The 23,730-nt window shown below is 48.1% G+C and carries 19 protein-coding genes and 1 pseudogene; 10 read left to right on the top strand and 10 right to left on the bottom strand.

What is annotated here, in order from left to right; all coding sequences use genetic code 11:
* Window positions 1-66 precede the first annotated feature (66 nt).
* A complete protein-coding gene (gene folE / locus JIE71_RS06665; protein ID WP_199507956.1) occupies window positions 67-663 on the bottom strand; it encodes a GTP cyclohydrolase I FolE in 597 nt (198 codons plus the stop codon).
* A 360-nt stretch (window positions 664-1,023) separates the two neighbouring features.
* Between folE and JIE71_RS06660 the strand changes: the two genes are divergently transcribed.
* Window positions 1,024-1,842, top strand: a complete 819-nt coding sequence (locus JIE71_RS06660; RefSeq protein WP_199507955.1) for an enoyl-ACP reductase FabI — start codon at window positions 1,024-1,026, stop codon at window positions 1,840-1,842.
* A 168-nt stretch (window positions 1,843-2,010) separates the two neighbouring features.
* Complete coding sequence (locus tag JIE71_RS06655; RefSeq protein WP_199507954.1) at window positions 2,011-2,697, top strand: YoaK family protein; 687 nt, start codon at window positions 2,011-2,013, stop codon at window positions 2,695-2,697.
* A gap of 146 nt (window positions 2,698-2,843) precedes the next feature.
* Here JIE71_RS06655 and JIE71_RS06650 read toward each other — a convergent pair whose 3' ends face one another.
* On the bottom strand, window positions 2,844-3,026 hold the full coding sequence (locus JIE71_RS06650; protein ID WP_199507953.1) for a hypothetical protein: 183 nt from the start codon (window positions 3,024-3,026) through the stop codon (window positions 2,844-2,846).
* Between the two features lie 423 nt (window positions 3,027-3,449).
* Between JIE71_RS06650 and JIE71_RS06645 the strand changes: the two genes are divergently transcribed.
* Entirely contained in the window at window positions 3,450-4,871 is a 1,422-nt protein-coding gene (locus JIE71_RS06645) for an SLC13 family permease (protein ID WP_199507952.1), read from the top strand.
* 96 nt (window positions 4,872-4,967) lie between these two features.
* Here JIE71_RS06645 and JIE71_RS06640 read toward each other — a convergent pair whose 3' ends face one another.
* Window positions 4,968-6,134, bottom strand: a complete 1,167-nt coding sequence (locus JIE71_RS06640) for a cupin domain-containing protein (RefSeq protein WP_199507951.1) — start codon at window positions 6,132-6,134, stop codon at window positions 4,968-4,970.
* Window positions 6,135-6,311: 177 nt separating this feature from the next.
* Between JIE71_RS06640 and JIE71_RS06635 the strand changes: the two genes are divergently transcribed.
* The gene (locus JIE71_RS06635; RefSeq protein ID WP_199507950.1) at window positions 6,312-6,497 is read left to right on the top strand and encodes an NF038104 family lipoprotein; all 186 of its coding nucleotides are present in this window, start codon (window positions 6,312-6,314) and stop codon (window positions 6,495-6,497) included.
* A gap of 333 nt (window positions 6,498-6,830) precedes the next feature.
* Here the strand turns inward: JIE71_RS06635 and purB are convergent, their stop codons facing one another.
* Together purB and mnmA are read right to left on the bottom strand one after the other, a co-directional pair.
* Window positions 6,831-8,228: an adenylosuccinate lyase gene (gene purB, locus JIE71_RS06630; protein ID WP_199507949.1), complete on the bottom strand. Its 1,398-nt coding sequence runs from the start codon at window positions 8,226-8,228 to the stop codon at window positions 6,831-6,833.
* Between the two features lie 288 nt (window positions 8,229-8,516).
* Complete coding sequence (gene mnmA, locus JIE71_RS06625) at window positions 8,517-9,731, bottom strand: tRNA 2-thiouridine(34) synthase MnmA (protein ID WP_199507948.1); 1,215 nt, start codon at window positions 9,729-9,731, stop codon at window positions 8,517-8,519.
* Window positions 9,732-9,864: 133 nt separating this feature from the next.
* On the opposite strand from mnmA, the gene ispF reads away from it, so the two are divergent.
* The 6 genes from ispF to JIE71_RS06595 all read left to right on the top strand — a co-directional run bounded on the left by ispF (window position 9,865) and on the right by JIE71_RS06595 (window position 16,436).
* Complete coding sequence (gene ispF / locus JIE71_RS06620) at window positions 9,865-10,359, top strand: 2-C-methyl-D-erythritol 2,4-cyclodiphosphate synthase (protein WP_199507947.1); 495 nt, start codon at window positions 9,865-9,867, stop codon at window positions 10,357-10,359.
* 216 nt (window positions 10,360-10,575) lie between these two features.
* Window positions 10,576-10,917, top strand: a complete 342-nt coding sequence (gene grxD / locus JIE71_RS06615) for a Grx4 family monothiol glutaredoxin (RefSeq protein ID WP_199507946.1) — start codon at window positions 10,576-10,578, stop codon at window positions 10,915-10,917.
* Between the two features lie 197 nt (window positions 10,918-11,114).
* Complete coding sequence (locus JIE71_RS06610) at window positions 11,115-11,651, top strand: hypothetical protein (RefSeq protein ID WP_228284571.1); 537 nt, start codon at window positions 11,115-11,117, stop codon at window positions 11,649-11,651.
* Between the two features lie 378 nt (window positions 11,652-12,029).
* A complete protein-coding gene (gene mnmG / locus JIE71_RS06605; protein ID WP_199507945.1) occupies window positions 12,030-13,928 on the top strand; it encodes a tRNA uridine-5-carboxymethylaminomethyl(34) synthesis enzyme MnmG in 1,899 nt (632 codons plus the stop codon).
* A 374-nt stretch (window positions 13,929-14,302) separates the two neighbouring features.
* Window positions 14,303-15,262: an AEC family transporter gene (locus JIE71_RS06600; RefSeq protein ID WP_199507944.1), complete on the top strand. Its 960-nt coding sequence runs from the start codon at window positions 14,303-14,305 to the stop codon at window positions 15,260-15,262.
* A 160-nt stretch (window positions 15,263-15,422) separates the two neighbouring features.
* The gene (locus JIE71_RS06595; RefSeq protein ID WP_199507943.1) at window positions 15,423-16,436 is read left to right on the top strand and encodes an ornithine cyclodeaminase family protein; all 1,014 of its coding nucleotides are present in this window, start codon (window positions 15,423-15,425) and stop codon (window positions 16,434-16,436) included.
* An 87-nt stretch (window positions 16,437-16,523) separates the two neighbouring features.
* Here JIE71_RS06595 and JIE71_RS06590 read toward each other — a convergent pair whose 3' ends face one another.
* The 5 genes and pseudogenes from JIE71_RS06590 to JIE71_RS06570 all read right to left on the bottom strand — a co-directional run.
* Window positions 16,524-16,664: a hypothetical protein gene (locus JIE71_RS06590; RefSeq protein ID WP_199507942.1), complete on the bottom strand. Its 141-nt coding sequence runs from the start codon at window positions 16,662-16,664 to the stop codon at window positions 16,524-16,526.
* 48 nt (window positions 16,665-16,712) lie between these two features.
* Window positions 16,713-17,714 (bottom strand): LLM class flavin-dependent oxidoreductase, encoded by a 1,002-nt coding sequence (locus tag JIE71_RS06585; protein WP_199507941.1) that lies wholly within the window; start codon window positions 17,712-17,714, stop codon window positions 16,713-16,715.
* Between the two features lie 224 nt (window positions 17,715-17,938).
* Window positions 17,939-20,485 (bottom strand): membrane-bound PQQ-dependent dehydrogenase, glucose/quinate/shikimate family, encoded by a 2,547-nt coding sequence (locus JIE71_RS06580; RefSeq protein ID WP_199507940.1) that lies wholly within the window; start codon window positions 20,483-20,485, stop codon window positions 17,939-17,941.
* Between the two features lie 309 nt (window positions 20,486-20,794).
* Complete coding sequence (locus JIE71_RS06575) at window positions 20,795-21,724, bottom strand: LysR substrate-binding domain-containing protein (protein WP_199507939.1); 930 nt, start codon at window positions 21,722-21,724, stop codon at window positions 20,795-20,797.
* Window positions 21,725-22,218: 494 nt separating this feature from the next.
* A pseudogene (locus JIE71_RS06570) lies at window positions 22,219-23,298 on the bottom strand (peroxidase family protein); the annotation flags it as partial.
* Between the last annotated feature and the right edge of the window lie 432 nt (window positions 23,299-23,730).

Genomic DNA, 23,730 nt, shown 5'->3' with positions numbered 1-23,730 from the left:
AAAAAAAGGACACGCATTATGGTGTCCTTTTTCTTTATGCTTTTATTGAACCGTTGTAGCAAATGCTTAAAACGACGGTTGGCGCTTGGGTACGGCACCCAAAAATTCATTACGCGCTTGCACGTCATGGACGAACTCGCCCAGCATCGCGGTGCTACGGGTGGTCGAGTGCTGTTTGTTCACCCCGCGCATCATCATACACATGTGCGCGGCATCCATCACCACAGCTACGCCGCGGCAGCCTGTGATATCCATGATGGTTTGAGCTATTTGCTCACTCAAATTTTCTTGAATCTGTAAGCGGCGAGCGTACATATCGACGATACGCGCAAATTTTGACAAGCCCAGAACCTGACCGTTTGGCAAATAGCCAATGTGTGCCACCCCATGAAAGGGCAACATATGATGCTCACAAAGTGAGTAAAATTCAATATTTTGTACCAATACCAGCTCGCGGTTGGTTGATGGGAACACCGCATCATTGACCACGTCGCTTAAGTTTTGATGATAACCTTGGGTCAGATAGCCAAAGGCCTTGGCAGCGCGCTCTGGCGTGTCGAGTAGGCCTGGACGCTCTAAGTCTTCACCAGTCGACTCAATCAACTGACGATACGACTCAACGCTTTGTTGGTAATCTGAAGCGATTGTTGGGGTATTACTCATAAGTTTGGCAGCCATCCAAAATGTGGGTATAGCTTAGCGATAAATCCTAGGTTGTAAAGGATTTTTGTAAAAATTGTGCAAGCTTCGGAACAGGGCGATTATACTTGAAATTTGCTCAACTTCATACCACTGTACGCGCCTTCATTGGCTACAAAGGGTCAGTATGCCTTGATATATCAAGCGATTGGGCAGGATACGACAAATAATAGACGCGACAGTTTACGAGTGTTTACTTAACGCAATTTGTGTATAATGGGGCAGCACATCCAAACATTACACGACAGATAATTTTAAATTTACCTCTTTTTTTATTTTTCACCCGCTTACCGAGGCTGTGCCATCGGTCAATCAGGAGCTGTTATGCTACTTCAAGGACAACGTTTTGTCGTTACTGGTATCGCCAGTAAACTCTCTATCGCATGGGCGATTGCAGAAGCCCTGCACCGCGAAGGCGCGTCATTAATCTTGACTTACCCCAATGAAAAAATCAAAAAACGCGTGGATATGGCAGCCGAGCAGTTCGAAGCAGATATGGTTATCGAATGTGATGTGGCGTCAGACGACTCTATCGCGGCGTGCTTTGAGCAAGTCGCTGGTCATTGGGGCGATGGTATTGATGGCGTGGTACACGCGATTGGTTTTGCGCCGATGGATCAGTTGGATGGCGACTTTACCAATGCCACCACGCGTGAAGGCAGCCAAATCGCGCACGACATCTCAAGCTACAGCTTTGTCGCGCTGGCAAAAGCAGGTCGCGAACTGCTTGCTAAGCGTAATGGCTCCATGCTGACCCTGACCTATGAAGGCAGCATCTCAGTATTGCCAAACTACAACGTCATGGGTATGGCAAAAGCCAGCCTAGAAGCCAGCGTGCGCTACCTAGCAGCCTCAATGGGCGGCGAAGGCATCCGCGTCAACGCCATCTCAGCAGGTCCTATCCGTACACTTGCGGCAAGTGGTATTAAGTCATTCCGTAAGATGCTTGATATCAGCGAAAAAATTGCGCCGCTACAACGCAACGTGAGCCAAATGGAAGTGGGCAATGCTGCTTTATTCTTGCTATCACCATGGGCATCAGGCATCACAGGTGAGATTTTGTTTGTCGATGCAGGCTTTAACACCGTGGCTATCAGTGAACAGCTGATGATGATGGAAGAGCCGCAGCAAGACGCAGAGTAATTGCGCCAAGCGCGTATGGATAAACAAAAAAGGCAGCCATGAGGGTTGCCTTTTTTTATATGACAGGATGACGATGACCAAGCGACGCATCAGGATAAAAATCCCCAGTCAGAATAAGGTATAATCTTGACGCAATTTGGCGCATACCAATCGCTGTAGGTGGTCACGATGATTACAAAGTTACCAAGATGGATATTGTGGGGCGGGGCGATACTTGCCTTTAGTGCAGGCTGTGTGAATACCGCCGCATTGATGGGCTTTACCAAGCTGTCGGTATCGCATGTCACGGGCAATGTCAGCCTGTTTGCGGCAGCCATCGCACATGTTGACGCACGCAGCCTGTTGTATATCGGCGCATCGCTATTGGCATTTTTGACAGGCGCGATTATCAGCGGTTTTGTGATTGGGCAGACGTCACTAAAGCTTGGGCGGCGTTATGGGCGGGCGCTGTACATTGAGGCATCGCTGCTCTTTATCAGCTATTGGCTGTATCAAGAGCACGATTATTTGGGACAACTGACGGCGGCGATGGCGTGCGGGCTACAAAATGCGATGATTGCCACTTATAGCGGCGCGGTCATTCGTACCACGCACTTGACGGGCTTGACCTCGGATATGGGCGCAGCAATTGGCAATTGGCTGGCAGGTCGGCGCATCAGTAAACCAACCTTGGCATTTCAGACCATCATTTGGTATTGCTTCTGCGCGGGGGCGGTACTGGGCGCATTTTTGTATGCGCGTATTGGCTATGCAGCGCTGCTGGTGCCTAGCTCGATTGTGCTGCTGGCAGCCATACTCTATAGCTTGGCTTCTGAGCGATTACCAGAGACGCGGGACAATAAAGAATCCACTTAAAATAATTAAACAAAAGTTTTAAAAATAAAAAATATCAGACACCAAAAAGCAGCGGCTAAGACCCAAAAAGCCCTGTTTTTCCGCTACTTTATTGTGCTGATTGTCATGGCATACGATAGGTGCTATTGACAATCTGATGCCAATCGTTACTCGCTGTCGTCAGGCTTTTTGACGTCGTCTTCGTCATGGTCTTCGTGCTCATGCATCCCTTGCATCATGTCTAGCGCTGAGTCTTGCGTATGCTGCTGGTCTTCTTTTGCTAAGTTGTCTTGATTGATGTCTTTGCGCGCCATTTTGGTGGTTTGGTCTGTCTGGTTGTCCGTACTCATGAGATGCTCCTAGTTTGTTTTTGGTCGTATGTTTTATCTGTTCTATGATAATGATTATTCATGATATAAAGGTTTAAAAATTGACTTTAAATATCAGCCATTTAAGTATGTGCTACCCCAGTTATGTTGTATATAGACAAAAAAGCAGGCTTTTATAGTTTTATGTAACTTATCTTTCAATAATAATAAACCAGTCATAGAACCACAACCATCGCAGATTATTTTTAACAGTCATCTGTATAAAGCATCAATAGTGTTTCATTAGATACAATTCTGATATGATGATGCGACCAATTTTGGCTCCTGATTCGCTATAGGGTACGCTACGTAGTCGTGTAAAACGTGGCAATGAATAATGATAATAAGGGAGGGGTTGGTTTATCTACAGGATGTGCAGACATTCTGAATATATAAGGATATGTTATGTCAGAAAAAAAATTAGACAGTCATTTGCCAGATGATGGTAATGAATATCTATTCACCGATACCTTTCCAAAAGGTACGGGAAAAGGATTAATTATAGCGATAATTGCAGCGATTGTGAGTATCGTACTATATCAGGTGCTGCCCTTTGAAGACAGTGCCAACAAAGGGCTAGCCATGCTGGTATTCATCGGTACGTTGTGGTTGACTGAGGCTTTGCACGTCACGATTACTGCACTACTTGTGGTCGTGGTTGGTGCGTTGATTGGTATCCCTGATTTTGATGCCAAGACAGGACTACAAAGTTTTGCTAGCCCGATCATTTACCTGTTTTTTGGTGGCTTTGCGCTGGCTGCTGCGCTACACGTACAGCAGCTCGATAGAAAAATTGCCTTAAAAATATTATCCATGGCGGGCGGCAACTTGCGTACCGCAGTACTGCTGATATTTGGCGTGACCGCGTTTTTGTCCATGTGGATATCCAATACGGCGACGACAGCGATGATGCTGCCTTTGGCACTCGGTATCTTGACTCAAGTTGACCGTGAAAAAGACCGTGGCACGTTCGTATTTGTCCTGCTCGGTATTGCCTATTCGGCAAGTCTGGGTGGTTTGGGTACGATTGTCGGCTCACCACCGAATGCGATTGCCGCTAAGGCGTTGGACGTGGCATTTGTCGATTGGATGAAGTTCGGTATCCCCATGATGCTCGTGCTGTTGCCTGTATTGCTTGGTGCAATGTATGTGGTATTAAAGCCCAATCTAAATCGTAAGATGGAGATGGTCGAGGACGACCATATTCCATGGAATAAGCCGCGTATTGTCACCATTGTTGTCTTTGTTGCAACAGCGGCCAGCTGGATACTGTCAAAGCAGATTGGCGAAGCATTTGGTATTTCAGATACCGATTCTATCATCGCGCTCTTGGCTGCCGTGGCGGTTGTGAGCTTTGGTTTGGTGTCATGGAAGCAGGTGTCAGACAATACTGACTGGGGCGTGCTCATGCTGTTCGGTGGTGGTATTGCTCTGTCAAATATCCTAAAAACCTCTGGTGCGTCGCTAGTGCTCGGTGAGACGGTCGCTAATGGGTTATCAACTGCGCCGCTATTGGTGGTCATGCTTGCTATTTCGGCATTTATTATTTTCTTGACAGAATTTGCGTCAAACACAGCGTCAGCTGCGCTGCTTGTACCCGTATTCTTAGCTATTTCTGAGTATATGGGCTTGCCGCGTGAAGTCTTGGTGTTGATTATTGGTATCGGGGCATCATGTGCCTTTATGTTGCCTGTGGCGACCCCACCGAACGCGATTGTGTTTGGTACAGGTCTCATCAAGCAAGCCGAGATGATGCGAGTCGGTCTGGTGTTAAATATCATCTCGACAGTCGTCGTCGGTATGTGGGCGTATTTCTTCTTGCTCTAAGGTAAGTTGAAAAAATCGGTCATCCAATAAAAAAACCGATAGTCGCAATAGCTATCGGTTTTTTTTATGCGCTCAATTAAAATAGAGCAAATCGAGTTATTCGCCCGTGTCTAGCCAAACCCAGCCATTTTCTAGCCATTCATCGAGTGCGTCATTGTCGAGCGCGGTAATATCATTAGCAGTAATGCTGTCACCATCGGCAAGGCGCTCAAGTAGCATAGCTGCGGTATCATCCAAGCCATCAATGCGCTGACCATTGGCATACAGCTGCACATCCGTGTCAGTTTTCGTGTACAGTAAACGGCTGCTGTAATCAGGACGCAATACAGCACCGTCGGCAAGGGCGTCTTTTACCTCGTCGCTGCTTAGCATCTCCTCTGGTATCAGCACATCATAGCCACGCTTACTCACAACTTCGCAGATGGCTTGGCGCAGTAGTGTTTGCCCAGCGTCAGATTGCATCATGGTTAGTAGCTGAGCCTGCATCGCGTCAATGCTGCTTTGACTTAATGCCCCTGATGTCTGCGTACTTTGCGGTAATAACATAGGCACAAATAGGCTGGGGTCATTGGTCGCTATATCGGCAAAGCTGTCGATAATTTGCATCAAATTGGGGCGACGGCAGCCAAATGAAAAGGTCAGGCAGTCATCCTGCGCCACACCGTAATGCGACAGTCTGGGCGGCACATACAGCACATCCCCCGCTTCTAAAACCCCATCAAAGATAATCTCGCCCATGTCATCGAATACACGGATGGGCTCACCTGCGACAAACTCGGTCGTTTCATCGCAATATTTGCCCAGCTGCCAGCGGCGCTGCCCATAGCCTTGCGCCAAAAACACATCATAATCGTCATAATGCTTGCCGACCGAGCCGCCTTTTGGGGCGTAGGACACCATGATATCATCGCGCTGCCACTGCGGAATGTAGTCAAAGGCTTGCCACAACGCGCCAAGTTCAGGCGACCACTGTTCCATATTTTGTACCAAGACCGTCCACGTGGCTGGCAAGTTGTCAAAATCGCTCTCCTCAAGCGGACTTTTTTTCATTTGCCAAACGCCGTTCGCCGCGCCTTGACGCTCGGTAAGCAACCGCGCGCTGGCTTCTGCATCCAGTGCCAGACCTAAAATGTCTTCAGGCTCAAACATATCTGCCAGCTGGGGCAAGCCTTGCTTAATGAGTAGTGGTTTTTTTTGCCAATAGTCACGTAAAAAAATCTCAGGCGTGATGCCTTCAGGCAAACATAGCGGAAAAGTCGTCATAGTCGTATCCAAGAAAGTGAATAGAAAAAAATCAGATGGCAAAAGAATAATAAAGATAGGGCATAAAAAGAGGGGCGGTCGGGGCAATTTGCTACTTTAGAAAAGCGTATCAATGGTTTATGATTGATAACTAGCGCTGCGCCTTTACTGCGCCACTTCATTATTTATAGGGTCGTTATGAAAAAAGTATCCGTCGTCATGCTGCTGGTCAGCACATTGTTCTTACAAGCCTGCGTCCATAAAGTGGTCACCGTCCCTGTAAAAATCGCCTACAAAACAGGAAAAGGGCTGGTCAAAGGCACCGTCGCGGTCGCCAAAGCCGTCACCCCAGGCGGTGATGATAAGGACGACGACAAAGACTAGGGCGTGTCTTCGTTTTAAAAATGGTGATAAAAATGAGATAAATTAAAGGCAAACAAGGAAAATAGCGCAGGCAATATCGAGATATTAACCCGCTATTTGACACCGTTTGCCAAAGATTTAGCCATTTTTAGCCCATTTAGTCAGAGACGTTTGAATTGAAGACACGCCCTAACGCCTTATCTGTATTTATACGCTATATTTTCAAGCCATCTTATCACAACGGGCATACCCAATCAGGTATGCCCGTTTTGTCTTGCGTTTACTTATACTTTTTTAGTCTCATTGACGCGCACTACATTCACGCCCGACCATAAATAACTAACACTTTGGCGATTAGCCGTTGAGCTTAGCCAGCCACTCATGGATGGCGTTGGCTTGGGCTTCAGCGTTACCTGTATAGGTTGCTGGCGTCATATCGCGTAGACGGGCTTTGTCCGCATCGCTGACCGCTGACAGCTCATCGCTTTCTACGAATGCGAGCATCGCTTCACGCGTCATCGCGTTACCACGGGTCAGTGCTTTTAGTTTCTCATACGGATTTTCAACGCGGTAGCGGCGCATGACGGTTTGGATTGGTTCTGCCAAGACTTCTTGCGCGTCGTCGAGGTCCGCGTTTAGGCGCGCTGGATTGACTTCGAGTTTGCCGATACCTTTTAGGCACGCGTCATAAGCAATCATGCTTTGCGCCAAGCCCACACCGATGTTACGCAGTACGGTTGAGTCCGACAGGTCGCGCTGCATACGTGAGATGGGCAATTTTTCGCCAAGGTGTGCCAGCATCGCGTTGGCGACGCCAAGGTTGCCTTCTGAGTTTTCAAAGTCGATTGGGTTGACTTTGTGCGGCATGGTTGATGAGCCGACTTCGCCTTCTTTTAGGCGCTGCTTGAAATAGCCCAAGCTGATGTATTGCCAAACGTCACGGTTAAAGTCAATCAAGATGGTGTTAAAGCGCTTGACCGCGTCAAACAGCTCTGCGATGTAGTCGTGTGGCTCAATCTGCGTGGTGTATGGGTTAAAGCTAAGCCCTAGACTTTCAGTAACAAAGGCTTCGGCGTGCGCTTGCCAATCCACATCAGGGTAGGCAGATAGGTGCGCGTTGTAGTTACCGACCGCGCCATTGATTTTACCCAGCAATTCGACTTCCGCGCTTTGCTTGACTTGACGGGCAAGACGGTAAGCGACGTTTGCCATCTCTTTACCCAATGTGGTTGGGCTGGCGGTTTGACCGTGGGTGCGTGACAGCATTGGCTGTGCTGCGTGCGTGGTCGCAAGGTCAGCGATGGCATCGGTGATTTGCTGCATTTTTTGTAGTACCACAGTGCGGCTGTCTTTGAGCATCAATGCGTATGATAGGTTGTTGATGTCTTCACTGGTGCAGGCAAAATGGATAAATTCTAGCGAGTCTACCAACGCTGGCTGACCACGGAACTGGTCTTTAATAAAGTACTCAACCGCTTTGACATCATGGTTGGTGGTCGCTTCGATGTCTTTGATTTGCTGCGCGTCCGCTTCGCTAAACTCATCAACAATACGGTTTAAAAACGCATTAGTTTCGTCATCAAATGCAGCCAACTCGCCGATAGCGGCATTGTCCGCTAGGGCTTGTAACCAACGAATTTCAACAGTCACACGCGCTTTAATCAGACCAAACTCAGACAAGTAAGGACGCAAGCTGTCAGCTTTAGACGCATAGCGCCCATCAATGGGAGAGAGTGCGGTAAGTGGGGTCATGGTATTGCCTTTGAATTATCAAAAAAATGAATGAAAGCCGAATACGGTACGATTTTTCGGCGCAATTATAGCAAAAAAAGACGCGAAAAAGGCAGCAATTGCAGGTTTGTCTGTGGATTATTAGGATAAGTAGGTAGGAGTAAAATAGACTCAAAATAAAGACAAAAAGAACAAACACAAAATTTTGAAGCATATCGTGATGTTAAAAGTAGCATTGTAAGTGCTAACTGCGGCAATCGTCGCTGCCCGCAGTTAGACTTTATTTATTTTTGACTACACTGATTTGTTTTAAATCTCACGCGGTGCATTAATATCAGAAATCACGCCGCCGCCTAAGCACACCGCGCCGCTATAAAATACTGCCGACTGTCCAGGAGTGACCGCACGCTGCGGCTCATCAAAGACCACTCGCACATTGCTGCCTGTGTCATCAAGGGCAAAGACGCGGCATGCTTGGTCAGGCTGGCGATAGCGGGTCTTTGCCGTACAATACAGCCCCTCTTCGCTAAAGACAGCTGCTGGTGGCTGGCACGCGACCCAATCCATCTTGTACGCGGTCAGCTCGGTGCTTTGGAGCATCGGGTGGTCATGACCTTGACCGACAATTAAGCGATTGTTTTCTAGGTCTTTGGCAAGCACAAACCACGGCTCTTCAGGGCGATTTTTGACCCCGCCAATACCAATACCACCGCGCTGACCGAGCGTATAATACATCAGCCCATCATGTTGCCCAATCACATGACCGTCATCGGTAACGATATCACCATTTTGTGCGGGCAGATACTGCTGCAAAAATTCTTTAAAGCGGCGCTCACCGATAAAGCAAATACCCGTAGAGTCTTTTTTCTTAGCAGTGATTAGGTCATGCGCTTCAGCAATCTTGCGTACTTCAGGTTTTTCTAGCTCGCCAACAGGGAATAAGGTTTTAGCGATTTTATCCCCGCCGACCGCATGCAAAAAGTAACTTTGATCTTTATTGGTATCAAGTCCGCGTAGCAGCTGCGCGGTGGTCATGCCATCATCCGCCTCATTGGTACTACGGCGGGTATAGTGACCTGTGGCGATATAATCCGCGCCTAGTGTCAATGCGTAATCCAAAAATGCCTTGAATTTGATTTCTTTATTACACAAAATATCAGGGTTCGGCGTGCGTCCTGCTTGGTATTCGGCTAAGAAGTGCTCAAAGACGCGATCCCAGTATTCCATTGCAAAATTGGCGGTATGTAGTGGAATACCGATTTTGTCGCACACCGCTTGCGCGTCTGCCAAATCTTCCATCGCGGTACAGTATTCGGTACCGTCGTCTTCTTCCCAGTTTTTCATAAACAGCCCTTCGACCACAAAGCCTGCTTCTTTTAATAGCACAGCAGAGACCGAAGAGTCGACGCCGCCTGACATACCGACGATGACGCGTGTTTGCTTTGGGTTCTCGATATCAGACAGATTAAGGGCAGGGCGGGCAGAGATGGGGCTTACAGATTGCGCGGTGATGATAGCTGACATAAACTGGCTCAACAACTTATGATAAAATAGGCGACCTATTATAACAGCTAATGCAGGCGGGTTGAACCTGTGGCGGTGCGCGTACAGTGACTGCCGCTGTCAGATTTGCGCCCCAACCATTTGAGGAACTTTTATGATAAAAATCGGTCAAGGTATCGATGTACATGCCTTTCATAATAATGGCGAGCAGCAGCAATATGTGGTGCTGGCGGGCGTGCATATCGAGCACAGCCACAGCTTACTTGCGCATTCAGATGGCGATGTGGTGCTACACGCCTTAGCCGATGCGCTGCTCGGTGCGCTGGCGATGGGCGATATCGGGCAGCATTTTCCCGATACCGATGCCAATAATGCAGGGCTTGATTCACGCGTGCTCTTGCGCTACGTGTATGGCAAGATACTAGAAGCAGGTTATATGCTCGGCAATGCCGACATCACCATCATGTGTGAGCGCCCAAAAATCGCGCCGTACAATCAAGCGATGCGGGAAAATATTGCCGCCGACCTACAAGTTGATGTCAGTAATATCAGTGTCAAAGCCACGACCAGCGAAAAACTGGGCTTTACAGGTCGTCAAGAAGGCATTATGGCAAGCGCCGTGGTACTATTAACACCAAAAGCGGTATAATCGGACACTTTTTTACGCGCAGGGCGCTTTTCTGCCCTCGTATGCTTGTAATTACTGCGCACCCGCCCCATGTAACGCGTAGCCCGCGTCATCGTGACTGGTGACAGTTATTTGGTGATAGCTATTGTTGATTACTGTCCACTTTTACGATTTGACCCATTTTTTATATCATTATTTTGATACGTTTTACCCAAAAGCCATCATTAAGGAGCTTTTATGAGCGACAACACGCCAAACACCGACGTCGAACAAATGATTCGCAACCAAATCAAAGAAAACAAAGTATTGCTATACATGAAAGGCACACCGCAGTTCCCACAGTGTGGTTTTTCTGCCAAAGCGATTGAAGTATTGACCCAAGTCGGTCGTCCTTTTGCGTTTGTAAACATCTTAGAAAACCCAGAAATCCGCGCAACCTTGCCACAAATCGGCAACTGGCCAACATTCCCGCAGCTATGGATTGACGGCGAATTGATGGGTGGCTCAGACATCATTTTGCAAATGTACCAATCAGGCGAGCTAAAACCACTGATTGAGGCGAACAGCCCAGCAGCGTAATAGTCGCTTATCGGTGATACGCCTAAAAAAGCCCAAGCCGCCTGAGTGTGTCTTGGGCTTTTTATTGCCTTGCCTTTCGTGAGCTGCGCCCCTATATAAAGCAAATAAGACAGGCGCAACGCCTTAATGATTGTTTTTACAGCAATTTTTCGTTTGCGTTTCTTGTTAGCCTATTCCATTAATAAAAAGAGAGACTTATGAGCCAAGATACTGTCAATACCCAGCCAGATGCGACCGCCCAAGACGATCAAGAAGATGCGCTATTGGCGGCTCGCCGTGCGCGTATGCAAAGCGCGTCCGAAGCGATTATTGAGCTGGCTGAAAACGAGCCTTATTCGGCGCTTAAATGTATTCATAAGCTAAGCGTGGCAGGCGGGGCGACCGAAAAGACCTATAGCGCCATTCATACGCGCATCGTCACTGACCAAGATGCGGCAGGCGCGTATCACCTGACCTTGATTGCGCAAAGTGCGCTCGATCTGCCGATTGATATTCGTCAGCTCGTGGATATTGTGATTGCTGAGGGTGACAATCATCAGCGCTTATCGCTTTTAAAAAATCTGCCTGTACCGCCTGTGGCTGAGATTCAGCAAGCAATTACCTATACAGGAGATAAGGAAGCCGCGCGTATTTTAGAGGACTATCTCAAAGACAATCCTGAAGGGTTGGGCAGCGCGTATATGAATGGCAAAGAAGAGCAGATTGTGCCGCTTAGCAATCCAAATGTGCAGTAAGTCAGCTGTTTTGACGGTTTATTAAGTCATAGTTAGGTGAATGCTGTTTAGCCTATAGCTCAGTTAATTTAAAAATGGTACAGCGAGATTAAATACTGTTTTTCGCCGCCTCTGGAGACGAAGTCACAGCAAGCAAGAAAAATAGTATTTAATTGCGCGTATGTTTTGTGCTATGTCAATTTTATCTAAGCTCTACTATCAGTTATTCATGACAAACAGCGATATCCTTGCGCTGGCTATGTTTATCAGGCACAAAAATTGCTATAATAATCGGTTACTTCAAACAAGCTTGCGTAGTGACGCGCGGCAATTGGTTTTTTATCAGGTTAAGTGATGGTGCAGGAGCGCACGTCGATCACTTAGACAAGTGAGGCAGATATGCAATACCCAAAACATTACGACGTGGTGGTCATCGGCGGCGGTCATGCAGGCACAGAAGCGGCATTGGCGGCAGCACGTATGGGCGCACAGACCCTGCTGTTGACACACAATATCGAGACGCTCGGGCAGATGAGCTGCAACCCTGCGATTGGCGGTATTGGTAAATCGCATCTGGTGCGTGAGATTGACGCGCTTGGTGGTGCTATGGCACTGGCAACGGACAAGGCGGGCATTCAGTTTCGGGTATTGAACAGCCGCAAGGGCGCGGCGGTACGGGCCACGCGCGCGCAGGCAGATCGTATTCTTTATAAAGCCGCAATTCGCCATACATTAGAGAATCAGCCGAACCTTGATTTGTTCCAACAAGCCGCCGATGATATTTTGGTCGAAAACGGTCGCGCCGTAGCGGTGGTGACCTCGACAGGTATCGTCTTTAGAACCGAAACCGTCGTCTTGACCTCAGGCACGTTCTTGGGCGGTGTGATTCATATCGGTCTAGAAAACTCGCACGGTGGTCGTGCAGGTGACCAGCCCGCGATTAAACTGGCGGATCGTTTGCGCGAGCTAAAACTGCCCGTCGGTCGTCTAAAGACAGGCACGCCCGCGCGTATCGATGCGCGTAGCGTGGACTTTAGCGTTATGACTGTCCAGCCTGGTGATAAGCCGCTGCCTGTCATGAGCTATATGGGCAATACTGAGATGCACCCGCAGCAGGTCAATTGCTACATCACGCATACCAATGCGCGTACGCACGACATCATCCGTGACAATCTCGACCGCTCGCCAATGTTCTCAGGCAAAATTGAAGGCGTGGGACCGCGTTATTGCCCATCGATTGAAGACAAAATTCATCGCTTTGCCGATAAAGACAGTCACCAAATCTTCATTGAGCCTGAAGGCTTGACCACACACGAGCTGTACCCTAATGGCATCTCGACCAGCTTGCCGTTTGATGTGCAGCTTGACTTTATCCATAGCATGAAAGGGCTTGAAAACGCACACATCACCCGCCCAGGTTACGCGATTGAGTACGATTATTTTGACCCGCAAAGCCTCAAGCCCACGCTTGAGACCAAGTCGATTGAGCGCTTGTATTTTGCAGGACAAATCAACGGTACGACAGGTTATGAAGAAGCGGGCGTTCAAGGCTTGCTGGCGGGGACAAATGCCGCACTGGTGACCACCAATAACCCTGATTATGACACATGGACGCCGCGCCGTGACCAAGCGTACTTAGGCGTACTCGTTGATGACCTTATCACCCACGGCACCAACGAGCCGTACCGTATGTTCACGAGCCGCGCTGAATACCGTCTGCTATTGCGTGAAGACAATGCCGATCAGCGTCTAACCGAGATTGGGCGCAAGCTTGGCTTGGTGGACGATGCGCGCTGGCAAGCCTATCAAGACAAAATGACCGCGATTGACAATGAGTCCGCGCGTCTAAAAGCACTCTGGGCAACGCCAAGCAATGACTTGGGCGCAAAGCTGACCGACACCACAGGTGAAGTGCTGTCAAAAGAATCGACGGCCTATGACTTGCTAAAACGTCCGCAGATTAACTTTAGTGACATTGCCACCATTACCGATTCGGACGTGACAAACGACGTGGGCGAGCAGATTGAAATCTCTGTCAAATACGCAGGCTATATCGACCGTCAGCAAGAAGATATCGAGCAAATGAAGCGCCTAGAAAACACCGCGCTGCCTGTTGATTTTGACTACAGCGCTGTATCTGGTCTGTCCAATGAAATCGTACAAAAGCTTAGCCATGTGCGCCCAGCTACTTTGGCGCAAGCAGGGCGCGTGAGCGGTGTGACACCAGCGGCGGTACAGCTGCTCGCCATGACCCTTAAAAAGCATAGAAAAGCCAAAGCAGCGCTACAAACTTCCTAAACTTATGCGTGCCCTTTAATCGGCAATATGTCGTATACTAAATCTTATCCGCTGCTGATGACCTGATATTAAGTGATATCAGGTCATTATTTTTGGGCAACCATTGCCATTTTTTACCTTTCAAGCATCAATATACCAAGGATAGGTTCTTTGCTACTTTTGCTATAAATACCTTTTTCTTTTAATAAAAGCGCGTAGTTATTTATAAATATAAGCAACCATATTTTGCTCTTTATTTTTCCTTTTATTTACCATCGTATTTACAGTTCTTGGTTGTACTTGTCTTTGATGTTATTTTTACTCGGTCGGTAAGCAGTGCCTTGCAATGTTGCCATCTATCGTTTTTACAACTGTCTGCCAAGTGTGAGTATCTTATGATCGAAGCCATTATTTTTGCCATAACCATTGTTTTCCCCAATTTATTTTTGATGGCGCTTGGGGTATTTATGCAAAAAAAAGGCACGGTCGGTCCGACTTTTATTGATCAAGCCTCCAACTTTGTATTTACGTATTGCTTGCCGTGTTTGCTCTTTTTTAGTGTCGTCGATAGCGATGTCGATTACGGCAAACAAGTGACCTTGATTGCCGCTGGCGTACTTGTGACGTTGCTGCTGTTCTTTGGTGCCGAGCTGTACGCCAAATATTTTGTGCGTGAGCCTGCTGACCAAGGGGTGTTCGTTCAGGGGGTGTTCCGTAGCAATATGGCGATTATTGGTCTGGCAACGGTAGACAATGCCTACGGCGCGACGGGGCTCAGTATCGGTGCGGTCTATATGGGCGTGGTAACGATACTGTTTAATATTTTGGCGGTAATCACCTTAAGCCGCATCTCCAAAAGCTCGGAGGATACGTGGGTCAGTCGCAGCATGATGGTCATCAAAAAAATCTTTACCAATCCGCTGATTATCGCATTGGTATCAGCCTTTGTTTATAAAGCATTGCCACTACCGCCAATCAGTGGCGTGATTCATACCACAGGTGACTTGCTGGCAGGGGTGGCGCTACCTTTAGCGCTGATTTGCGCGGGTGCGAGTATCAATATCAAGTCCATGCTGCACTTATCTGGCGTGTCCATGCAATCGAGCATTGGTCGCATTGTGGTCGCGCCTATTGTGGCGGTGGTGGTTGGCTTATTGTTTGGGTTAAGTGGCGTGCATTTGGCAGTGCTGTTCTTAATGGTCGCGTCACCTGCGGCGGCGGCCAGCTATGTTATGGCAAAAGCGATGGGCGGTAATGACATCTTGGCGGCGAATATCTTAGCATTTACCACTGTGTTTTCGCTGTTTGGTATGGCGATTGGGGCAGCAGTTTTACGCTCACTGGGCTGGATATAAATCAAAAAAATTATAAAAATCGACAAAATTCATTCTTTGGCATTGCCATCTCACCATGAGCACGGCATGATAGCTGATGCGTGCCTTGTTGCTTTGCTAAGACATTGGCAGTCAGTGTGGTGAAAAACGGACAATACATCGAATAACAAAGGAAGCAAACATGCAGTGGCTGAATCAAGCGGTAGTTACAGAGCATCTGACAATGCCAGCAGCAATTGAAGCAATAGAGCGCTTGCTCAAGCAGCAAGTGGAACATCCAGATTGGGTCAAATCGCCTGAGCGCTTAGTGATTCCTACCTTTAGCGCCGATGATACGCACAGCTCAGGCTCTCATTTGTCCATGCCTGCCACGCTGTACGATGGCGACAATGAATATGCTGTGGTCAAGCTTGTGACCATTTGCCCTGACAATCCCAGCCGCAATCTGCCAACCACTACAGCCATAATTACGGTTTCTAATAATGATACCGGTGAAGTGCTGGCGGTGATGGATGGCGTTTGTATCACACAAGTGCGTACAGCCGCGCTGTCAGGTGTCGCTACCAAGTACTTAGCAAAAACAGATGCCAAAAGTGTGGCGGTCGTTGGCTGCGGCGGTATGGCATACGAGCAGCTCAACGCTGTCTTGACCGTGCGTCCTGATATCGACACGGTCTATGTGTGGAATCGTAGTGCCGAGGGTGCGACGCGCTTTCAGGCGCAATTTGCCAAAGACTATCCGCAGTGGAACGTCTCTATGCAGATTTGCGAGCAGATTGAAGACGCGATTCAAGAGGCAGACATTATTAATGTCGCCACCCGCGCAACCGAAGGTCTGTTCGATGCCGAGTCTATTAAATCTGATGTCCATATCAATGCAGTCGGCGCGTATCAACCTTCAATGAAAGAAATCAGTAATGAGGTGATTGCCCAAAGCAACGTGATTGTCGATGACCGCGAAGGCAGTCGTCACGAAGCAGGTGATTTAATTCAGGCAGATGCGGCAGAGGATTGTCCGTGGATATGGTCGGATATCGTAGGCGACTTGCAAGGATTAGTGACGGGCGCTATTGCGCCAGCGCAAACAAACATGACGCTGTTTAAGTCTGTTGGCGCGGCGCGCTTTGATGCGGCAGTAGCGCTCGATGTGGCGCAAATGGCATTAAAAAATAATATCGGTACTCGCGTTCAATAAAATAAAGGCGTAGAAAAAAGCCCGTGCCTTTAATAAAGCGCGGGCTTTTTTTTCAGATCATATTTATCGAATAAATGGGCTTTTTAATTACAAGCCATCTCTTTTGTCTTGCTCTATTTTTTTGCGTTTGCCACTTCTATAAGTAAAGTAACCGCCGATAATCATCACGACGAGGATTGCCAAAATATAAAAAAAGATGGTCGAACCAATAAAAGGGGAGGCTTCCATAATTATTATCCTATCGTTGTTTTTTTATTATTATGCAAGCCGCCCAGACTATTGTAAAGTAAACAAATTTAACTGAGGTACGAGTGACAATGAGTGCAGACGAGCGGCTTGGTCATGTACGTTGGCAGTCACAATCAGTTCATCAGGTTGGTGGGTATTGATAAAGGCTTCTAGTTTTGGACGTACTGTTTCAGGTGTACCAATAAATGAAACCGACAACGCGCGCTCAACCATCATGCGCTCCGCATCACTCCAAATACCGCCCATATCTTTGGTTGGACGCGGGATTTGCCCTGTCTCGCCACGGCGTAAATGTACAAAGCTCTGCTGTGCGGAGGTAAAATGATAGCGCGCTGTTTCCTCATCGTCAGCCAACAGTAGATTGGCTGCAATCATCACGTAGGGCTTATCCAAATAAGCAGACGGCTGGAACTGCTCACGATACGTCTGTACCGCATGCGTCAACATATCAGGCGCAAAGTGTGAGGCAAAGGCATACGGTAAGCCCAGATGCGCCGCTAGTGTCGCACCGAATAATGATGAACCCAGTATCCATAATGGAATCTTAGAATCAGTACCTGGATAAGCATGTACGTGTCCGTGTGTGCCATCATCGTTCAAATAATGAAGCAGCTCTTGCACATCTTGCGGAAAACGCTCGGCGTCCTTGTGCTGGCGGCGCAATGCCTGAAAGGTGGCGCCATCAGTACCAGGAGCGCGTCCCAAACCTAAGTCGATACGGTCGCCGTAAAGCGCCTGCAATGTACCAAATTGCTCTGCCACTACTAAAGGCGCATGATTGGGCAGCATCACGCCGCCTGAACCAATACGGATACGTTCGGTCTGTGCGCCAATATGTGACAGCAAAACGGCGGTCGCAGCACTGGCAATACCTGGCATATTGTGATGCTCAGCGAGCCAATAGCGGTTGAGGCCGATAGCTTCTGCTTGTTTTGCCATATCGACTGTTTGTGCAATACCGTCAGCTGTGCTGCTGCCTTCAGGAACAGGAGCAAGGTCTAAAAAGGATAAAGGAATAGTCGTTGTCATAAATGATCCAATGGTTTGTATGTTTCTTGGCTATAGATATGATTGTTTATCGTGGTACTTTCAAGATAAATGACTGGTCAGTAATCTCATGTGTCACGTACACGGCTAAGTAAAATGAAAAAATAACAAGTATAAAAAAGAGCAGAAGCGCGGGGCATCTGCTCTTATCATTTATTAACAATCTGTCCAAACGCGCGCTATAGAAGAAACACGTTTGGTATTTTTTACTGCTGGTTTTTTAGCTTGTACGCGATGACATAATCGCCGATCTTCGTACCGACTGAACCGTGACCACCCGCGACCAAGACGACCATCTGCTCACCTTTTGAGTTGAGGTAGGTCATTGGCGTGGCCTGTCCGCCTGCAGGAATACGTACATTCCACAGCACATCACCATTTTTTAGATCATAAGCGCGGAAGTTGTTTTCGGTCGCTGCCGACAAGAATGCCACGCCGCCTTTAGTGATGATTGGACCGCCGATGCCTGGCACACCCAATTCGAACTTGAGTGGAATGGGCGATAAGTCTTGTACCGTACCATTCTTACGCTGATAAGCAATCTCGCCAGTAGCAAGGTCAGCCGCTGCAATTGTACCCCAAGGTGGCTGCTGACAAGGCACGCCAAGTGGCGATAAGAAGGGGCCCATTTCTACAGCATAATCAGCGCCTTCATTGGCGTTTACGCCATGCTCGCCTTTATTGGTCTCAGCATCACCAAGATTTTCTTTGGGAATCAGCTTCGAAGTGAACGCTAGGTATGTTGGCATACCGAACATGACGCCATTTTCAGGATCGACCGCGAGGCTACCCCAGTTAAAGGTACCAAAGTTACCTGGATAAACCAGCGTGCCATTGGTTGATGGTGGCGTGTAGCGACCATCGTAGTTGAGTTTATTAAACTCAATGCGGCACATCATTTGGTCAATCAAGCTTGCGCCCCACATGTCTTTTTCCGTCAAGTCATCTGGAGAAAAGCTGAGCGCTGAATAAGGCTGCGTTGGTGCTGCGTGTTCACCTGCGACCAAGTAACCTTGGGGTGCAGGGCGCTCTTTAATCGGCAAGATAGGCTCACCAGTCGCGCGGTTAAGCACATATACATCGCCTTGTTTGGTCGGTACAACCAGTGCAGGCTGTTTGCCATCTTTGGTGTCAAGATCCAGTAGTGTTGGCTGTGCTGGCGTGTCCATGTCCCAAAGGTCATGATGCACGAACTGCTGTACCCAGCGCGCTTGACCTGTTTTTAAGTCCAGTGCGACGACAGAGGTGGCGTATTTTTCTTCTTCTGGGGTACGGTAGCTGCCCAATTGATCAGGTACGCGGTTGCCCATTGGGAAATATGCAAGTCCCAATTCTTCATCGGCACTGGCCGTCGACCATGAATTGGGCGAGCTGGTGCGATAGGTTTGGGTTGGGTCATTGACATCAAGTGGGGTGGTGTCTTCAGGCGCACCTGAATCCCAGTTCCACTTAAGCTCACCAGTATTGACATCATAAGCACGGATGACACCTGAGGGCGAGTTGATATCGTAGTTATCATTGACCGCGCCTGCGACAATGATCACGCCGCCTGCCACGATAGGTGGTGACGTAGAGTAATAGTAACCCGCCTGCTTGAACGGCATGTTGTGCATGAGGTCCAGCTCGCCATCATCACCAAAGCCTTGGCAGCGTTTGCCCGTCTTAGGATCAAGGGCATAGAGCTTGGCATCTGATGACGGAATAAAAATCTTAGCATCACATTGTGTGCTTTCACCTTCAAAGGTGTTGCCTTCGATTTTTTCTACAACCAGATTGGTGCCTGCGGTGTTGTTACTGGCAGGGCTGGTATTAGCGTTAGCAGCTGCTTGGGTATCATTTGCTGTCGCACTGACACGCGTGATGTCGGTCGCAGGCGCATTGCCTTGACCTGCGTAGTAAGAGACGCCACGGCATGTTTGATGCTGGCGCTGCAAGTTTTCGCCCACTTTAGGGTTAAACTTCCACAGCTGTTCACCGCTATCCGCGTCAAGCGCCAATGCCCAGTTGTGCGGCGTACACATAAATAAGGCGTTACCAATTTTAAGTGGCGTTGCCTGATACGTGGTTTCACCCACATCGTTAGGGCCTTTGACATCGCCTGTCTGAATTTGCCAAGCAACTTCAAGGTCTTTGACGTTTTCGGTATTGATTTGGTCAAGTGGCGAGTAGCGCTGACCATAATCGGTGCGGCCGTAAGCGCTCCATTCACCATCTGGCGTTTGCTCACCTGTAGATAGTGGATCGCCGAGATTGAGTGCATCGTCGTTAGCGGCATTGTCAGCATTCAAGTCAAGCTGCCCAAGCTTGTCTGTTGCATTGTTTGCAATACTGCCAAAAGACAATAAACCACCGACCACAATAGTCACCAATAAGCCCCAATAATATAGCGGGGTTTTGCCTGCATGGGTCGCTGGTGTTTGCGCATTGGTTGATACGGCGCCACCGTGCATCTTGCGAAATACCCAAGGCAACAGCATCAGTAGACCAAAGATCATGGGGAAGCCAACGCGAGTCGCGAGCGCCCACCAATAAAAGCCTGATTCCCATAGCGCCCATGCTACGGTAATCACCAAGAACAGCGCGTACAGCCCATACGCGCTCCAATGGCGTTTGAATAACAAAAAAGCCGTGCCAAGCATCATGATGCCTGCCACGACATAATAAGGACTGCCACCGAGCGATAGCAGATAAGCCCCACCTAACAATAAGGGGGCTGCGAATATTGCCATAATAATGGCGACGAATTTTTCCATATGAAGATACCACTTATGGCTAAGAGCACGGGGTGGTAGGCAAAAACTGAACAGACCACAAGCCTATATCAGACGTCTAACACCGTCTTCGTACTCACACAAAGTATATATAGAGTTAGGATTGTATAAGGTTCCTGTAGGTATTCTATCACTCGTGCAAGGGCGAGCACAGGAAACTCTACGCGAACTATACAATCCTAAGCCTCATAATCGCCTAAGGTATCTTGCTTTGAACGTATTCACGTCATATTTTTTTGTGCATTAACAACGACTTATATGTCGATAAGGACTAAGAGTCGTTAGTAACAATTAATTTGTAAATTGTTGCTGGCATAATTCCATAAATGCACGTCCGTATTGACGAATCTCGGCATCATCACGTACTGCCATCCAGCTGGTAAAGCGACCAAAGTGGTCAACAGGAATGGCAGTCAGGTTTTGGTAATGGCTTGGCTCAAAGGCCATTTCAGCGATAATGCCAATCCCAAGACCCAAACCAACATAGGTGCTAATCACATCTGCATCGAGCGCAGCTAAGACAATATCAGGCTCTAGACCTGCCGCCGTAAAGGTTTTGTCAATCGCACCGCGCCCTGTATAGCCGCCGTGATAGGTCACGATAGGGTAGCTGGCAAGCGTCGGCAAATCAATACTATCCATACCCGCAAGCTCATGATCGTTGGGTACAATAATACGGTGCGCCCAATCGTAATAGCGGTAGCAGCGCAAATAACTGTTATGGAGCAGTGACTCGGTAGCGATACCGATATCTGCCTGTCCGCGAATGACCATCTGCGCGATGGTTTCAGGATCGGCCTGCTGCAAAATCAAATTGACTTTAGGAAAGCGCGCCTTAAACGCCTTAACCACCTGTGGCAGCACATAACGCGCTTGAGTGTGCGTGGTGGCGATGGTCAGCGTGCCTGTATTGGGGTTATTAAAATCAAGGCTAAGATTTTCAATCGTGCGAATCTCAGCAAAGATAGACTCGATATGCGGCATTAGCGCAGTGCCCATCGGGGTTAGGCCAGTCAGGCGTTTGCCTTGACGCACAAAAACTTCAGTTTTGAGCTGATTTTCCAATGCAGCAATGTGTTTAGATAAGCTTGACTGGCTGGTGTGCAGTACGGTTGCAGCTTGGCTAAGGTTATAGCCATTGACCACCGTATGCCAGACGGTCTCTAATTGCTTGAGCTGGATTTGTAGGTGTCTTTGATTGACGACCACATCAATTGCCATAATGCTTCCTAATCTAAAAAAACCGCGATGCGAAAAGCGTCTGCGCTGTATGACCACGTTACGTAAAATTATCAAAGATAAGTCGCTTAATAAATGAATAAAGCATTCATTCAAAAGAAACGGCTCGATTATGATAGATTTGCTAACGAGCGTTGTAAGCGCACAGTGTAAAATAGCGCTTTTATTCTTGTATATACTAAATAACGATTTATTTATACTTTTTTTGACTGAACATATTGCAATATCAACTAACCATCAGTAATTAATAGCGTTTTTGCAATATTATAAGAAACAAAAAACGCCACCATCGCAGCGGCGACAATGGCGTGTCATGTCTATAGAATAAACGTTAGCGCGTGCTAGCGGTTCTCATACGAAGATATTAAGCCTTATGAGCAATATCGAATCGATCCGCATTCATCATCTTTGTCCATGCCGCAATGAAGTCTTGCACGAATTTCTCTTGATTGTCATCTTGCGCATAAGGCCTCAGCATCGGTCATGTCTGCTGTCGCATCCCCGCGTCCGCTGGTAAAGGGTGCGCTTATTGGCACGCCAGCTGCTTCTGCTGCCGCCTCAATCGCGGTATTACCTGCCAGCACAATCAAGTCCGCTAGGCTCACGTCTTTATCGTTGCTGCCCTTAAAGTCACTTTGAATTTGTGTTAAAGCGTTCAATACACGCTGCAACTGCTCAGGCTCGTTGCCGATCCAGTCTTTTTGCGGGGCAAGGCGAATACGAGCACCGTTTGCGCCGCCGCGATAGTCCGAGCCACGATAAGACTTCTTCAAAGTATTCAGGATTGGCATGGAACTTCTCAGCGATTTCGCGATAGGTGGGGTCTTTTTTGAGCGCCATATCCGCGTCAGTCATGATAGGGTTGCGGCGTACATTCGGATCATGTGCATCTACAGGACGGTCTTCCTCGCGGATATTGACAGGTTCCCATTGCCATGCACCCGCTGGACTTTTGGTCAATTCCCAATCATAGGTGAACAGCAGTTTGAAGTAATCGTGATCCCACTGCGCAGGATTGGTCGTCCATGCGCCTTCGATACCACTGGATACCGTATCGCCCGCGCGGCCTGCACCTTTTGGATTGTGCCAGCCGAAGCCTTGCTGCGCGACGTCCGCGCCTTCTGGCTCGTCTTCTATTTCGGCCACAGCAGACGACGCGCTTTATCAAGGTTGACGTTATCAGGCCAACTGTTAAGCGGTGCAAAGCGCTGGTTGCCCGTATTTGCGCCGCCGCGTCCATCAGCACGGCGATACGTGCCCGCCGAGTGCCACGCCATACGAATCATCAAGCCACCGTAATGTCCCCAATCGGCAGGCCACCACGATTGTGAGTCTTTCATAAGCGCTTTTAAATCTGTTTTTACGGCCTCCAAATCTAAAGACTTAAAGGCTTCGGCATAATCAAAGTCTGCGCCCATCGGATTGGTCTTTTTATCCTGCTGGTGCAAGATATCGAGGTTTAAAGCATTTTCCCACCAGTCGGTACTGCTTGAGGCGTGCGTGGTGTGGGCTTGATGGATGACAGGACAGCGACCTATGCTTGGACGCTCAGGTATGTGTGAGTGGTCTTCATTTTCACTATGAATCGTTGGGCCGTGTCCATCGCCTTTGTCATAGGCAGTGTTGGTTTCTGGTGGCTCACCTTGTGCGGCATGTGGGCATTTGGTCGGTGCTTGTTTATTTTCATCGTGTGACATGAGTTACTCCTTGCTTTTGGCTGGTCATAGTTTATTGATGAAAGAGAGGGTGCTGGACGGTCAAAACCAGCGAACGCCTTAATGTATGCTATAGATTGAGAATAGCGCAGTTCCTTGCATTTAAATAATCAATTTATAAGGACAGTAGGTTTTAAATTACTAATCATTATAAGAATAACGTCTCTTGCTAATTACCGGTAATTATCAGTGATAACAGACAATTAAACCAATCTGTAAGCTCTAGATACTTAATGTTACGTTAGAAAGTAGTTAAATGAGTTTGATGCAATA

This window comes from Psychrobacter sp. bablab_jr014 (assembly GCF_016464015.1).
In the GTDB taxonomy this organism is placed as follows: domain Bacteria; phylum Pseudomonadota; class Gammaproteobacteria; order Pseudomonadales; family Moraxellaceae; genus Psychrobacter.
Note: the sequence above shows the minus strand (reverse complement) of the source record. Positions and strands in the feature narration are given on the sequence as shown.

Bases quoted from the DNA above. Each gene is read 5' to 3' on its own strand.
- JIE71_RS06645 (WP_199507952.1), top strand. From the start codon at position 3,450: ATGTCAGAAAAAAAATTAGACAGTCATTTGCCAGATGATGGTAATGAA.
- mnmA (WP_199507948.1), bottom strand. From the start codon at position 9,731: ATGTCAGCTATCATCACCGCGCAATCTGTAAGCCCCATCTCTGCCCGC.
- ispF (WP_199507947.1), top strand. From the start codon at position 9,865: ATGATAAAAATCGGTCAAGGTATCGATGTACATGCCTTTCATAATAAT.
- folE (WP_199507956.1), bottom strand. From the start codon at position 663: ATGAGTAATACCCCAACAATCGCTTCAGATTACCAACAAAGCGTTGAG.
- mnmG (WP_199507945.1), top strand. From the start codon at position 12,030: ATGCAATACCCAAAACATTACGACGTGGTGGTCATCGGCGGCGGTCAT.
- JIE71_RS06585 (WP_199507941.1), bottom strand. From the start codon at position 17,714: ATGACAACGACTATTCCTTTATCCTTTTTAGACCTTGCTCCTGTTCCT.
- purB (WP_199507949.1), bottom strand. From the start codon at position 8,228: ATGACCCCACTTACCGCACTCTCTCCCATTGATGGGCGCTATGCGTCT.
- JIE71_RS06590 (WP_199507942.1), bottom strand. From the start codon at position 16,664: ATGGAAGCCTCCCCTTTTATTGGTTCGACCATCTTTTTTTATATTTTG.
- JIE71_RS06580 (WP_199507940.1), bottom strand. From the start codon at position 20,485: ATGGAAAAATTCGTCGCCATTATTATGGCAATATTCGCAGCCCCCTTA.
- JIE71_RS06655 (WP_199507954.1), top strand. From the start codon at position 2,011: ATGATTACAAAGTTACCAAGATGGATATTGTGGGGCGGGGCGATACTT.
- JIE71_RS06640 (WP_199507951.1), bottom strand. From the start codon at position 6,134: ATGACGACTTTTCCGCTATGTTTGCCTGAAGGCATCACGCCTGAGATT.
- JIE71_RS06600 (WP_199507944.1), top strand. From the start codon at position 14,303: ATGATCGAAGCCATTATTTTTGCCATAACCATTGTTTTCCCCAATTTA.
- JIE71_RS06595 (WP_199507943.1), top strand. From the start codon at position 15,423: ATGCAGTGGCTGAATCAAGCGGTAGTTACAGAGCATCTGACAATGCCA.
- JIE71_RS06660 (WP_199507955.1), top strand. From the start codon at position 1,024: ATGCTACTTCAAGGACAACGTTTTGTCGTTACTGGTATCGCCAGTAAA.
- JIE71_RS06575 (WP_199507939.1), bottom strand. From the start codon at position 21,724: ATGGCAATTGATGTGGTCGTCAATCAAAGACACCTACAAATCCAGCTC.
- JIE71_RS06650 (WP_199507953.1), bottom strand. From the start codon at position 3,026: ATGAGTACGGACAACCAGACAGACCAAACCACCAAAATGGCGCGCAAA.
- JIE71_RS06610 (WP_228284571.1), top strand. From the start codon at position 11,115: ATGAGCCAAGATACTGTCAATACCCAGCCAGATGCGACCGCCCAAGAC.
- grxD (WP_199507946.1), top strand. From the start codon at position 10,576: ATGAGCGACAACACGCCAAACACCGACGTCGAACAAATGATTCGCAAC.
- JIE71_RS06635 (WP_199507950.1), top strand. From the start codon at position 6,312: ATGAAAAAAGTATCCGTCGTCATGCTGCTGGTCAGCACATTGTTCTTA.